Source organism: Sphingobacterium puteale, assembly GCF_050986225.1.
Taxonomy (GTDB): domain Bacteria; phylum Bacteroidota; class Bacteroidia; order Sphingobacteriales; family Sphingobacteriaceae; genus Sphingobacterium; species Sphingobacterium puteale.
Map to the genome: position 1 here is coordinate 3,698,587 of NZ_CP158959.1, position 14,182 is coordinate 3,712,768.

Sequence of the window (14,182 nt, forward strand, 5' to 3'; positions counted from 1 at the left end):
TCCCTTATCAACATATTCACTAATTATCATGAGAGCATTTATCATCATTCTATTTCTCGCAATATCGTTGGGCCTCTCGGCACAGACTTACACAATAAAATCCCCTGACGGAAAAATTTGTTTGGACATTGACCTATCCGATGGGCTCTCCTACTCCGTATCCTACAGGGACAAGCAAGTCATACACCCTTCGCCAATGGGTTTTCAACTACAGGATGAACCTGCCATGCATAGAGGCTTTACCTTGCTAAGCACTCCTAAAACCAGCAGTCAACGCGATTCTTGGAGACCAGTCGTAAAGAATAAACACGCCCATATCGACATGCAGTGGAACGAAACTCATCTTGCCCTGATCGAAAAGGAAGGCGAGAAACGACGGATGGACCTCTTCTTTCGGGCCTATAACAATGGGGTAGCCTTTCGCTATCAATTGTACAGCAGCCCGAAAATAGGCAACAGAGCCATCACCAGCGAAATGACCGGCTTTTCAGTCGCTGGTCAGGCTCACGCTTGGGCAGCAACATATAAGCTACGTTATACCTCTAGCCAGGAAAGCGAATTCAATAAAGTTCCCTTGGCCGGATTCAGCGATCAGACCCTGACCGGACTTCCTTTATTGATTGAAGTTGACAGGGAAAACTATCTGGCTATCACCGAAGCGAACATAGACAATTATCCCGGATTTTATATCGGTAGCAGCTCCGCTGATGCTAAAGGACAGGCACTGCTCACAACCAAACTTTCTCCGTTGCCGGGTGAAAAAGAAGATGGTATCAAAGCCCGTTTTGCAGACAAAATAAAGACTCCTTGGCGTGTGGTAATGATTGGCGATAACCCTGGACGATTTATCGAATCCGAAATTGTTCAATCGCTCAACCCACCCTGCGCAATCGAAGACCCCACATGGATAAAACCGGGACTTTGCGCATGGGACCACTGGTGGAGCGGCGAAGTGAAAATGGAGACCGCCGTTATCAAAGAATATATAGATTTTGCTGCTGCACAGGGATGGCCTTATATGCTGATCGACTGGCAGTGGTATGGGCCGTTCAACCAAGCCCAGGCCGATATTACCAAACCGGCATCCCAAATCAATATGCCCGAAATACTCGATTATGCCCGAAAGAAAAATGTGCGTCTCTGGTTGTGGCTGTACAGCACCGATGCCAACCGCAACAACGCCTTCGAAAAAGCCTTTGAACTATACGAGCGCTGGGGGATCGCCGGCGTAAAAATAGATTTTATGGACCGCGACGATCAGGAGATGGTAAACTGGTACCATAAAGTGATCAAAAAAGCAGCCGAGCACCGACTCATGGTCAACTTCCATGGTGCCTACAAACCCGATGGCATCGAACGTACCTACCCCAATATGATCACACGTGAAGGTGTGCTGGGTGAAGAGTACGCCAAATTTTCTGACCGTATCATCCCTACACATAACGTTACTTTACCTTTTACGCGCATGCTGGCAGGGCCTATGGATTATACGCCAGGGGGTTTTCTCAATGTGAGCGCAGCCCAGTTTAAGAAGCAGTCACCAACCATGATAATGAACACCCGTTGTGCCGAACTCGCCAAATTTATACTATATGAAAGTCCCTTGACTGTGTTCTGCGACCACCCCAAGCATGTTTTAGGCCAACCTGGAAGTGATTTTTTGCAGATCGTACCCACAGTATGGGATGATACACGTTTCATAGACGGTTACCCCGGGGAATTTATTGTGATGGCCAAACGTTCGGAAACAAACTGGTTTATCGGTGCCATGACCAACAACATGGCCCGCACCATTACGATACCGACCAATTTCCTGCCTACAGGCAAATATGTGCTGGAATATTGGCAGGATGCAAAAGATGCGGCAACAACACCTACAAAGCTTGATAAAGAAACACTGGTATTCGAGGCTGGAAAGTCAATAAAAATATCAATGGTCAATGGTGGCGGATATGCCGCGGTTATCAAACCACAGTAACATTAACAGATTAAATACACTATTCAACATAAAAATACAGCATACGATGAACAAGAATATTTTTAAAACACTATTACTTTTTACAGTCCTCGGAACGGCGTTAAATGCGTCCGCCCAACAAAAAAGAGAAACGGCCTCCTCTTCGGATAAATTTCAGCCTACCTGGGAATCCCTGGCGCAATATGAAGCGCCTGAATGGTTTCGCAATGCCAAGTTCGGAATCTGGGCACACTGGGGACCTCAATGTCAGCCCGAACAGGGTGATTGGTATGCCCGCGGCATGTATGATGAAGGCAGCTGGCAGCATAATTCGCATCTAAAAAATTATGGACATCCTTCTGTGGCTGGATTTAAAGATGTTATCAATACCTGGAAAGCTGAAAAATGGGATCCTGAAAGACTTGTCGCATTGTACAAAAAGGTCGGGGCACAATATTTCTTTGCAATGGGAAACCATCACGACAATTTCGATCTGTGGGATAGCAAATATCAAAAATGGAATTCGGTCAATATGGGGCCCAAACGTGATATCCTCGCCGCCTGGTCAAAGGCCGCGAAGAAAAATAGCCTTCCCTTCGGTGTAAGCATTCATTCCTCCCATGCATGGACATGGTATGAAACAGCTCAACGAGCGGATCAATCTGGTCCACTCAAAGGCGTTCCCTATGATGGTAACATGACAAAAGAAGATGGAAAAGGTAAATGGTGGGAAGGCTATGACCCCAAAGAACTCTACCGTCAAAATCATCCCCTTAGCAAGGGAAGTGAGGATGTGAAATCTTTATGGGCGCAGTGGGATTGGCATAATGGAGCCTCCATACCGACGCAGGAGTATATCGATAATTTCTATCAACGAACAGTCGACATGATCGACACCTATCAACCCGACCTGCTCTATTTTGATGATACGACACTCCCTTTGTGGCCTATCAGTAATGTTGGACTCGATATTGCCGCCCATTTTTATAATAGTAACGCCAAGAAAAACAAAGGAAAGGTCGATGCAGTACTGTTTGGAAAAATTTTGTCCGAACAACAAAAAGAGTGTTTGGTATGGGATGTCGAACGTGGCGTGCCCGATCAAGTTCAAGAAAAAGCCTGGCAGACATGTACCTGTCTGGGTAGCTGGCACTATAATAAAGCTGACTACGAAAACAACACTTACAAGTCCAGTAAAAAGGTCATTCATATGCTTATTGATATTGTCAGTAAAAATGGTAACCTCCTGCTTAACGTTCCGATCAAGGGAGATGGCAGCATAGACGATAAAGAAGAGAAAATTCTACATGAGATAGGCGACTGGATGCAAATCAATAAAGAAGGAATCTTTGATACCCGCCCCTGGAAAATATATGGTGAGGGACCAAGTACAGTAGAAAAGAGCCCTTTGAACGCGGCTGGATTCAATGAAGATAAGGACAATGCCTATACCGCAGAAGATATCCGTTTTGTACAGAAAGGAGACGCCATTTATGCCCATATCATGGCTTGGCCAACCGATGGAAGAATTTTGATAAAGTCTTTGGGAAAGAAAAATAAAACAGTTCCTTCACTGCGCGTTAAAACCGTATCACTATTGGGCCATAAGAAAAAACTGATATTCCATCAAAATGAAGAGGCACTTTCCGTCACCTTGCCGGTGGAGATGCCAAATCAAATTTCGCTGGTTTTGAAGATTTACTAAACCGTTTCTTCGGACTATAAAAATAATACAGCAAGGCTTTCTCCGGACATCGGCTAAGAAATTAGAAAATTAAAACTATGTGCAACATGAAAATTATATTAGCATTATTACAGTTATTCCCGCTCCTATCGTTTGCTCAATCCGCAATGATCCATATCGAAGGGCGGCAAAGCAGCAGCCTAAATGGTTTATGGAATGTCATTATAGATCCCTTCGATGCCGGGTCTGGAGATTGGGCTGCCTATTATAAAGATCGAAAGCCTTTAAAAAACACCGATTTTGTCGAATCCGCATTTGAAGGTGGTCCTCAGCTTTATGTGCCCGGAGATTTCAACTCCCAACTTCCTGAGCTCAACTATTATGAAAGTAGCATCTGGTACAAACGCTCGTTTAACGTACAAAAAACTGAAGATCGCCGATTTTTTCTCCATTTCGCCGCAATAAACTATAAGGCAGAAGTTTATTTGAATGGCAGCAAAATCGGTGAACATGAAGGTGGTTTTACACCTTTCCAATTTGAAGTAACAGACCTGCTAAAAGGTGGGGAAAATAGTCTTATTGTGAAAGTAAATAATCAGCGCATGAAGGATGGTATACCCGGACTTGGCTTCGACTGGTTCAATTACGGTGGGATAACACGTGATGTCGACCTCGTACAGACTCCAAAAACCTATATTAAGGATTACTTTATTCAACTGGCACAGCATAATGAAAATACCATTGACGGATACGTCTCCCTTGATGGCCCTTCAAAAGAACAAGATATAGAAATAAACATTCCAGAATTACATGTCAGGTTTAAAACCAGAACAGATAAAGAGGGAAAAGCTATACTCAAATTTCCTTTTCGGAAGAAGACCTTGTGGACACCGGAAAATCCAAAGTTATATGAAGTACGTGTCTCCGCAGAAACGGATCACATAAAGGAGCAAATTGGATTTCGAACAATAAAAGTTGATGGAACAAATATTTTATTGAACGGCAAAGCAATCTTTTTAAAAGGGATTAATATTCATGAAGAAGTTCCGCAACGTCGCTCCCGTGCCTATAGCGAAAGCGACTATCAAATGCTTTTGGAATGGGCCAAGGATTTAGGCTGTAATTATGTGCGTCTGGTACATTATCCACATCATGAAAAGATGGTAAAAATGGCGGAGAAAATGGGCCTGATGGTTTGGGAAGAACTGCCTATTTACCAGGGAATAGACTTTACAAATGCAGACATGAAAGAAAAAATGAACTTGATGCTTAAAGAGATGATTGCCCGGGATAAAAACCGGGCTGCAACCATCATATGGAGTCTCTCGAATGAAACATACTCCTCGCCGCCAAGAGACAGTTCGCTCACAGCATTGTATTACCTAGCAAAATCGTTGGACAATACGCGTCTCGTGACTTCAGCGTTTAATAATATGCGCTTTGAGGGCAACAAGGCCTATATTGAAGATAAACTCAATAGTTTGATGGACGTCATGGCGATCAATCAATACCTCGGCTGGTATAAACCATGGCCCGAAACAGATAAAGAAGTCGAATGGATATCCAAATTCAATAAACCGCTAATCTTTTCGGAATTTGGAGGTGAAGCAGTTTTCGGAAACAATATCGATCCAAATCGAGCAAGCAGCTGGAGTGACGATTACCTGGCGGATATTTATATGCGCCAATTTAAAATGTTCAAGAACATACCTTTTCTAAGTGGAGCAACGCCATGGCTCCTAGTAGATTTCCGTTCTCCGGGGAGAGCCCATCCCATTTATCAAAAGGGCTGGAACAGAAAAGGATTGTTATCTGATCGGGGAGAAAAAAAGAAGGCTTGGTACATTGTAGCAGATCAATTCATAAACAATTTCAATTAGTTAAATCGGAGCGTAAAAGCAAATCTTCCCAATTCATCGGGAAGATTTGCTTTTATGCAAAGTGAAATAGTCAAATTTAGCCATAATTGACTTCCATCCTCTGATCTTACTAAATGTGGAAAGCAAAATAAAACTATTGGCAAGAAGAAGCGCAAGCGCATGATATAGGTCATTCGCGAATTCAACAAAATCATTATTTAGGAGGATAAACCATTTATAGGTTTGATATGTCCGTTTTCATCATATTCAATTTCAACAACTTTCATACTTCTTAGCCAAGTTTTTCCGCCCGACGGAACGGAATCATGGTAAAAAAGGTACCATTTGCCCTTGAACTCCAAAATACTGTGGTGAGTCGTCCAGCCTACAACTGGGGATAGAATAACGCCCTGATAGGTGAACGGTCCATAAGGATTATCTCCTATTGCGTAACAAATTAAATGGCTATCACCCGTGGAATAAGAAAAATAGTACCTTCCCTTATATTTATGCATCCAGGACGCTTCAAAAAATCGTTTTTCGGTATCCCCTTGTCTTAAGGCCGTACCATTTTTATCCAAGATGACAAGATCACGCGGTTGCTCGGAAAATTCAAGCATATCGGCAGATATCTTAACGACCTTTGGCGTTAATGCCGGTTCATCTGCCTTAGGCAATTCATTTGGTACAACAATTTTATTATTTCGATAAAATTGAAGCTGCCCACCCCAGATACCGCCGAAATAGAGATAATAGCATCCATTCTCATCTTTAAACGCACAGGGATCGATGCTGTAACTTCCCTTGATCGGATCAGACTGCGGTATAAATGGCCCGTAGGGTTTGTCCGCTAATGCAACACCAAGTCTAAAAATATCGTTTTTGTCTTTCATGGAAAAATACATGTAGTACTTGCCATCTTTCTCAGTAACATCTGAATCCCAAAGTTGCCGGCCGGACCAAGGAATATCTTTTACATCCAATACTTTCCCGTGGTCAACGACTTCGTCCTGCACATCTTCCAGTGAAAAAACATGGTAATCTCGCATGTCGAAATGATCGCCATTGTCATTTTCAGGAATACCACTCTCGCGGTCATGAGATGGATAAATATAGATTTTATTTTCAAAAACATGGGCCGATGGATCAGCCATATAGTCACTTGGATATAAGTATTTACTTTTGTTCATTTTCTTTATTACTTTTTTTTGAGTCAATCCTATAATATCTTTTACAAATGGTTTGGGCTGATAATGACGGTCAAACAAAAGTGGGTAATCCGTACGTCCCGGAATAGGCCAGCCGTTCTTCCATGAATCGCCATCACCAACGCCCCATAAGGTCACACGGGATATTTTATCTTGATGCTTGAGATATAGGTTAAAAAAGTCAACATATCTTTTGCCAAGTTCCGCCATCTTGCCCGGAGGCAATCCTTTTTCATAGGGGTCTGTTTCTTTACTGTAGGCATAGCGTTCTCCAATTTCTGCGCCCATGTTGGGTCGAATATGTGGAAGCACAGAAATATCCATCTCAGTCACCATAACTTTCACACCGAGGCCTGCAAACCCCAAAATGGTCTTTTCAACCTCTTCCAGTGGCGGATTGTCCAGCGCATTATGCTCCTGCATACCAATCCCACTTATATGTCCGCCGGCTACCTTCACCTGTTGTACCATAGCCATAATTCCTTTTCGCTTTTCGGGAATGGCCGTTGAATAGTCATTATAATACAATTCAGCGTTGGGGTCCGCCTCATGGGCAAATTGAAAAGCCAATTGTATAAATTCTGGCCCAATAATCTGATAAAATTTGCTTTTACGCCATTCGCCATTATCCAATATAGCTTCATTCACGACATCCCAGCCAAAAACGCGACCTTTATAGCGGGAAACGACAGTTTGTATATGCTTACGCATACGTTCAATCAACACCTCGCGAGATACATCTTTTCCTTTTTTATCAACAAAAAACCAAGCTGGTGTCTGTGAATGCCAGATTAATGTATGGCCAATAACTTGCATTTTGTTCTGTTCTCCAAATGCAACAAAACGATCCGCGTCTTTAAAATAAAACCGCCCTTCCTGAGGCTGCAAAAACATACTTTTCATGCAGTTCTCAGCGACAATGGAATTGAATTGTTTTTTGACGACAGCTACAGCTTTAGTGTCTCGCTCCCATATCTGATCAAGGTTGAGTGCCGTGCCTATAAAAAATTTATCTTTAAAAACCTCTTTCAACGTCAGTGAATCAGGCTCCCGATTCATACCTTGCATAGCTGGGGAGACAGGGTTAAAGCCCATTAAGGCTACTACGGCCAAAACTATAGTTTTTAGCATATTCATGATTTATTTTTGATTAGTAATTAACTTTGGATTCTATCTCTCGATTGATCTTATCTATAGTAGCATCATCCAACTCATATTTGGAAATCACATACATCGCCAACAATAAAAGTATCGCAGGAATAACAGCTAACAGCCATTGAATTCCCTTTTCCGCCATGTCCGATTGTGTCACTACATTATCTTTATCAAATGCCACATAAGCCAATACCAATCCCGGAACGATCCCAACCAATGCCATCCCGGTTTTGTAAAAAATACCTGTCAATGCATTGACAATTCCGGATATGCGTTTGCCGATTTTATATTCACCATAGGATATTACCTCAGGAACAAGGGAATATAGATCCCATCTCCTTACACGGAACTTCAAGTTCGACAAATTACCATTGATCTATTTATTCTGTAACATATTTTATCAGATAGCTTTTCATCTGTCCTTTGTAAACACAGTCAACTTGGGCATAATCTGCCAATGAATTCGCCTGTCTGACCGTAATTTTCACTTCAGGATTAACTGATGATGCTCTCACAATAGGGATATTTTTACCTTTAACTTGAATAGGAGAAGCGACCTCGTAAGTATTGTAACCAATGATACCATTCTCATCGGTGGACCGAATTGGTAGAGAAGGCAATTCAAGTTTTTTGCCATTTACAATAATATCTACCGTTGGCGATATTGGACGTACAATTTTCTTATCTTTCGAACTGAACCCCAATCCGATAAAATCAAAGAGTGGTTTGCCTTCCTCTCCTTCGGCCACCAGATATAGCGCATGCTTGCCCTCCAGATGATCAACGTATTTTGAAACATCAACTGTTACTTGTGTTACTTCAGGTTTGGAATTAGCCGAAATGACTATTTGGGCAATCTTTTTTCCTTTCCAGACATCATTATCCCAAGGACCATCCAACCACACATTTACTTTAAACGCACTTGATGTTTTTGGAGCGATAAACAGATCGAAAGCGGTGCGATTTCCTACTTTCGTACCACTAAAAGCTTTCAATCCAAACTTATCCTGATCAAGACCACCGAAGCCAAAATATTTAAAACCGACAATATTTCCATTTTTCATATTAGTCACTGGCATATGATTGTCCCAGATATCCCATGAATCCTGCTGTAGGCTGATATCTGAAAGATAACAGGCATATCCGGCAGAATAGTACTTGTAAGGATCTAACCCATAAAAATGGAATCCTTCGGATGTAACCTCTGCGCCTTTATATTCCTTTCCTTGCGCATCCTTAACGGTCGTGTTTGCATGGTAAGGGTTAAAGGCACGAATGGAAACCATCCCTCCTTCTTTTACAGACTTTTCATCCCATTCCACTTTAATAGGCTCTACCACAGCCTGTCTGGCAAAACCAAATCCCCTTGGCGGTCTATGATAAAAGACATACCATTGTCCATTGATCAATTCAATACTGCCATGTGTATTGTGACCTGCATTACTGGTTTCAATCCCCGAACCTTCTCGATTCAATACTGGAGCTCGGGAGTCTACCAATACGCCACCGCTCTTCCACGGCCCTAATGGTGAATCTGCGACGGCATAGCGTAAAGTCGAGTTGGAGCTACCGACGCCATATTCTGGCCCAGAATAGCCACTGTATACTGTGACAAATTTATTACCGACCTTACGAATCGAAGAGGCTTCAAAGAAATTAAAAGTACCCAAATCTTCTCCAGAAAAAATGTTGGGATAAGAAGTTCCTTTGGGATCACGTAACTCACCATATCGCGCACTTGCCGGCAATAGATAATTAATAATCTCAGTTCCCGGTCGCAGCGAAAACATTGTTTTCTGATCCAGCTGCGCTGCCATGGATCGTTGAAATCCCCAAAACCCATAAGCTCTGAAGCCTATTTCGAAATCGGGATCGTTCGGATCGGTAACATACTCAATGTATACTGCGGGATCAAATCCCAAGATACTTCCTGGCAGAGTACGTCTACCGTCCGCAGTCAGATTCACCGGTTTAAATGGACCATTGGGTCTATCTCCTTTAACGACCATGGCTTCACGATGTTCGCCCCGACTATGTGGGAATAAATAATATTCTTTCTTTCCATCTTTTCGTTTGACCTCCACAAGATCCGGAGCATACATGACGTCCCATTTACCGTCCATCGGGTAGGTAAAAATCGCCCCTTCATCACGCCAGCTTGTCAAATCCTCAATAGGTGCCGACCACATCCGAATGTCGGGTCCACAATAACTTGTAAAACGCAGATCGTGTGAACCAATGATATAAACGCGGTATTTTCCGGGCCGATCCGGATCTTCAAAAACACGGGGTTCGCCATCAGGAAGATGCTCCCAAAGTGGCAAGTAGGGATTACCGATAGATTGATGTACAAAACCTTTACTTAAATCCTTCACGACATTTTGTTGTTGTTGTCCTACCACTATTGTCGTCGACAGAATTCCTACGACGGATAATACAAATACCATTGTCCTTTTTTTTAAGACAATATTTAGTCCTTTCATAAAATTGAATAAATTAGTTACTTAAATTGCTGAATTATAAATTGTTCGTTACTCTTTCGAATTGACGTATCTGATTAAATTAGATTTATCCTACCAATTATCGGTACGGAAAGATGTTGCCAATAGCCCCTTTTTATTGATCAGATTTGCGTCTACAGGATTACGACGTGCCGCTATGAATATTCGCCTTGTATCGTCAACCTGCAACCGATACATTTTATCTGACGTGAAACCACCGTCCGGCCCATCCTTCCGCAAGCGGATCGTTACCGTGTTGTCCCCTTTATGGAGGATACCTGCTGGTACATCATACGCCCGCGGAGGATAGCGATAGCTGGTTGCCCCAACAAAATGGCCATTGATGTAGACTGAATCGCTATCAATAAGGGTCTCCAGAACACTATTTTGTGTCGGGACTTTAAAATAACGGATCATATGATTATTCGAGACGGCGATTTCCGGAAATCGCTCTACAAGTCGCTGGATCGGTGTTTCCATATTGGACTGACCTGAGCAGAGCCATACATCGCCGATCAGAATATCCCTGATGACCAGTTCGTTGATCTCCATGACGTAGCGGCCAACATAATGCTGTTGCGGAATGGTCACCTTCCACTTGCCATCACTGCCGGTCTCAGTATAGTAATATACCCCCCGAAAACGGTGGGTTACCTTTTCTCCTTTTGTAGCCCAACCCCAAATATCGAGTTCAGTACCTCTTTGGAGCACCATTTGGTCGCTAACAAATGAAGGGAGACGTATTTTACCAAAACTTGGCAGTAATACCAGTAACAAAACAATGAACAGCGTCACAGGGCGCCAACAGTGAGGCATAAAAAAGAAAGTTCCAGCGCTATCAGTCATATAATTTTTCCTTTATTTTCCAAACTTCCAACAATCGAAAAAAAGAATATTGGATGGAGCCTTACCTTTAAAGACAAAGTACAGGTCGTGAACTCCTGTCACCTTGTTGGCAAGCAGAGTGTCTACCGTAGTCCATCTGTCATCTCCACCCGTCATTGGAACTTCTATCGTCGTTAGAATGGCACCATCCACTGCGTTTGACCTCACCTCCATACTGACACCACCATTATGTGTTGTGCCTACCCGCGCGAAGAAACTCGTCGCTCCCTCATCGCCAAAGTCAACATTCTTCACACAGGTGAAAGCGCCATCTTTTTTTGCCTTTACAAAAACACCCACCTTTTTATTTTGGTAGGATGTAACGTGTTCGGACCAGGCAATCGTTTCAGCCTGATGAAGTTCATAGGGATTCACTTTGCCGGTTGCTTGAGTAATTCCAGTCGTCATTTTCATTGGATCTATGCTGCCGTCTGGATTAAAGTTCAGTTCCTGAACAGCGACAGATCGCGTAAAGCCACCCCCTCCAGGTAAGGCCCCATTATGGTAAAAGAAATAGGTTTTCTCTTTAAAATCGACAACGCCGGGGTGATTTGTGAATGCTTTTCCTTCCGCGGGCATGATTATACCACCGTACTTCCAAGGTCCCTCGGCTTTATCGCTTGTGGAATAACCAATAAATTCAGGCAAAGGACCTCCCGGCCAAAAAAGATAATACAAGCTATTTCTTTTATACAACCAAGGCCCTTCCTCATAGGTCGTAGGCCGCTTCGGGTCGCCCTCCCTCTTTCCAAACGATGCTGCAGTCATCGGGACCTCAACAATATCACCTTTATAGGAGATCATATCTTCATTCAGCTTAACATATTTCAGCTGAGGATTACCCCAATACATATGAGCTTGGCCGTCATCATCAATAAACACAGTAGGATCGATATCTCCCCATTCGCTTTGCAGTAATGGTTTTCCCAAAGGATCATAAAATGGTCCCAATGGGCTATCTCCGACAGCAACGCCGATCGCACCTCGATTGTTCACTTTGGAAATAACAGGTACATAAAGATAAAATTTACCATTTTTTTCAACACATTGCGCCGCCCAAGCATCCCCTTTTGCCCATTCAAAATCTGTATAAGAAAGAATCGCACCATGATCGGTCCAATTCAGCATATCATCGGTTGAATACACACGCCAATTGTTCATGTTAAACCAGGTGGATTCTTCTTCATCCTGTGTAGTATACAGATAAAGTCGGTTGTTATACACCAAAGGTGCCGGATCCGCAGTATAAGCAGTCTGCACAATGGGATTTTGTGCCTTTAATGAACCTATCATAACCAAGAATAGGAGCAACAATCCGAATAGGGATTGTATAAAAAATCGTTTCATCATATCATCTTAATTTGCGGTCAAATGGAAATAATCAAAATCTACATAGCCACCAGCGGCTTTAGCCGCATAGTTGAAGAGTCCGAACCGATAGCCCATAAAATGAGGGATGGTATAACTCATTTTTAAATCATTACCTATCCTGTTCCAATTTCTCCCATCGGTACTATAAAAAAATTGAGCGAGATCTCTTTTGTTTGTAAAATCACAGCTTGCTTTAAGATAGATACGCTGCTGTTTGAGGCCGACCTTGGCCACCTCCTGTGGTACGCCTGTCGTCGCATTGATCATCACCAATGATTTCGCATTTCCTTCCATACGGACCCCAACTAACCCATAGTTTTTTTGCAATAGCGATAGGCCTGCAAAATCACCATCTTTCATGTTAGAAACCTCTATCGCGATAGCGGCACTGCAAGTCGGCCCGACGGTACGCTGGGTAAGGGTGTTTTTGGCCGAGAGAAAATCATCGGTACGATCGCCAGTATGCATTCTCAAAAAACCCGCTCGCGCTGTTACAGACCATAAATTGTTGTCTGGATTATGGTTCCATTGCCACACCAGAGGAAGAGCCTCATCTCCGGGTTTCCGGTCAAAATCATCGGAGTTAACGATTCCGGGCATTAAACTTTTATTTGCAGGTAGATTTAAGGTAGCCGGCACTTTTCCGCCAATACCGAGCACGGGCCATCCATCTTCCCATGTGACAGGGACCAAAAACGGAATACGTCCTACAGCACCATAATCCTGAAAAAGATACGCATACCATTTTCCTTCGGGCATCTCAATCAGCCCCCCTTGGGCCACACCTTGATCCTGCAAAACCACTTTCCCTTCATACGGACCTTCCAGTTGACTTGCCCGATGGACAATCACCGTGCGCATTCCTCCAGCGGGCCATGAAATATTAAAAAGGTAATAAAAGCCATTGATCTTAAACATTTGGGACCCCTCAGCCGGCAAACCCACTTTACCTTCTTTAGGCTTAGCAGGTAAAGAAGCATCATCTAATAACACGCGTTCTGTCCCTGCTTTAATACCTGAAAAGTCGGGCGACAATTCGGCAATATGGATACGTCCGCTACCCCAGATCATATAAATTTTTCCTTGGTCAAAGAATAAACTATGATCGTGCATCATCGGGCTAAACTCGGTAGAAACCCAAGTTCCTCTCTCAATATCTGCCGTGCGATAGATATGTGTTTTACCTGTATTGGAAGAAAATGTACTTACATAGTACTGCCCCTCATGAAAGCGTAAACTGCTCGCCCAGGAACCGTGCCCATACGCATTCTTCTGATTCGACAAATTGAGTTCATCCTGATCTCCAAGGCGATCATACACATAATTAACCAAAGTCCAATTGACGAGATCTTTGGATTTCATTATCGGAACCCCGGGGCTCATATGCATGGTGGTGCTGCTCATGTAATAGGTATCACCAACACGTATCATGGACATATCGGGTACATCGGCAAAGATGATTGGATTACGGGCTTGCTGCGCTAATGAATCCAAAAATAGGATCATAAAGCAGCAGACAAAAGCACTAATTTTAATTCTTAACATAGTAAAATGATTAAATG

General features: G+C 43.0%; 9 protein-coding genes. 3 read left to right on the forward strand and 6 right to left on the reverse strand.

From position 1 onward, the window contains the following. The first annotated feature begins 28 nt into the window (after nucleotides 1-28). The 3 genes from ABTV71_RS15800 (at nucleotide 29) to ABTV71_RS15810 (ending at nucleotide 5,521) form a co-directional block, all read left to right on the forward strand. Entirely contained in the window at nucleotides 29-1,978 is a 1,950-nt protein-coding gene (locus tag ABTV71_RS15800) for a glycoside hydrolase family 97 protein (protein WP_433900215.1), read from the forward strand. Between the two features lie 46 nt (nucleotides 1,979-2,024). Further along, entirely contained in the window at nucleotides 2,025-3,662 is a 1,638-nt protein-coding gene (locus ABTV71_RS15805; protein ID WP_433900216.1) for an alpha-L-fucosidase, read from the forward strand. A gap of 86 nt (nucleotides 3,663-3,748) precedes the next feature. Then, complete coding sequence (locus ABTV71_RS15810; RefSeq protein WP_433900217.1) at nucleotides 3,749-5,521, forward strand: glycoside hydrolase family 2 protein; 1,773 nt, start codon at nucleotides 3,749-3,751, stop codon at nucleotides 5,519-5,521. Nucleotides 5,522-5,718: 197 nt separating this feature from the next. Here the strand turns inward: ABTV71_RS15810 and ABTV71_RS15815 are convergent, their stop codons facing one another. The 6 genes from ABTV71_RS15815 to ABTV71_RS15840 form a co-directional block, all read right to left on the reverse strand. Next, on the reverse strand, nucleotides 5,719-7,839 hold the full coding sequence (locus ABTV71_RS15815) for an endo-1,4-beta-xylanase (protein ID WP_245971288.1): 2,121 nt from the start codon (nucleotides 7,837-7,839) through the stop codon (nucleotides 5,719-5,721). Nucleotides 7,840-7,858: 19 nt separating this feature from the next. Continuing rightward, on the reverse strand, nucleotides 7,859-8,227 hold the full coding sequence (locus tag ABTV71_RS15820) for an MFS transporter (RefSeq protein WP_433900218.1): 369 nt from the start codon (nucleotides 8,225-8,227) through the stop codon (nucleotides 7,859-7,861). A 16-nt stretch (nucleotides 8,228-8,243) separates the two neighbouring features. Further along, nucleotides 8,244-10,310, reverse strand: a complete 2,067-nt coding sequence (locus ABTV71_RS15825; protein ID WP_433900219.1) for a hypothetical protein — start codon at nucleotides 10,308-10,310, stop codon at nucleotides 8,244-8,246. Nucleotides 10,311-10,436: 126 nt separating this feature from the next. Then, nucleotides 10,437-11,210, reverse strand: coding sequence for a hypothetical protein (locus ABTV71_RS15830; RefSeq protein WP_433900220.1), 774 nt, complete (start codon nucleotides 11,208-11,210; stop codon nucleotides 10,437-10,439). A gap of 12 nt (nucleotides 11,211-11,222) precedes the next feature. Beyond that, the gene (locus ABTV71_RS15835) at nucleotides 11,223-12,599 is read right to left on the reverse strand and encodes a glycoside hydrolase family 43 protein (protein WP_433900221.1); all 1,377 of its coding nucleotides are present in this window, start codon (nucleotides 12,597-12,599) and stop codon (nucleotides 11,223-11,225) included. A gap of 6 nt (nucleotides 12,600-12,605) precedes the next feature. Continuing rightward, complete coding sequence (locus tag ABTV71_RS15840; RefSeq protein WP_433900222.1) at nucleotides 12,606-14,165, reverse strand: glycoside hydrolase family 43 protein; 1,560 nt, start codon at nucleotides 14,163-14,165, stop codon at nucleotides 12,606-12,608. Nucleotides 14,166-14,182: the final 17 nt, after the last annotated feature.

Bases quoted from the DNA above. Each gene is read 5' to 3' on its own strand.
- ABTV71_RS15800 (WP_433900215.1), top strand. From the start codon at position 29: ATGAGAGCATTTATCATCATTCTATTTCTCGCAATATCGTTGGGCCTC.
- ABTV71_RS15805 (WP_433900216.1), top strand. From the start codon at position 2,025: ATGAACAAGAATATTTTTAAAACACTATTACTTTTTACAGTCCTCGGA.
- ABTV71_RS15810 (WP_433900217.1), top strand. From the start codon at position 3,749: ATGAAAATTATATTAGCATTATTACAGTTATTCCCGCTCCTATCGTTT.
- ABTV71_RS15815 (WP_245971288.1), bottom strand. From the start codon at position 7,839: ATGCTAAAAACTATAGTTTTGGCCGTAGTAGCCTTAATGGGCTTTAAC.
- ABTV71_RS15825 (WP_433900219.1), bottom strand. From the start codon at position 10,310: ATGGTATTTGTATTATCCGTCGTAGGAATTCTGTCGACGACAATAGTG.
- ABTV71_RS15830 (WP_433900220.1), bottom strand. From the start codon at position 11,210: ATGACTGATAGCGCTGGAACTTTCTTTTTTATGCCTCACTGTTGGCGC.
- ABTV71_RS15835 (WP_433900221.1), bottom strand. From the start codon at position 12,599: ATGATGAAACGATTTTTTATACAATCCCTATTCGGATTGTTGCTCCTA.
- ABTV71_RS15840 (WP_433900222.1), bottom strand. From the start codon at position 14,165: ATGTTAAGAATTAAAATTAGTGCTTTTGTCTGCTGCTTTATGATCCTA.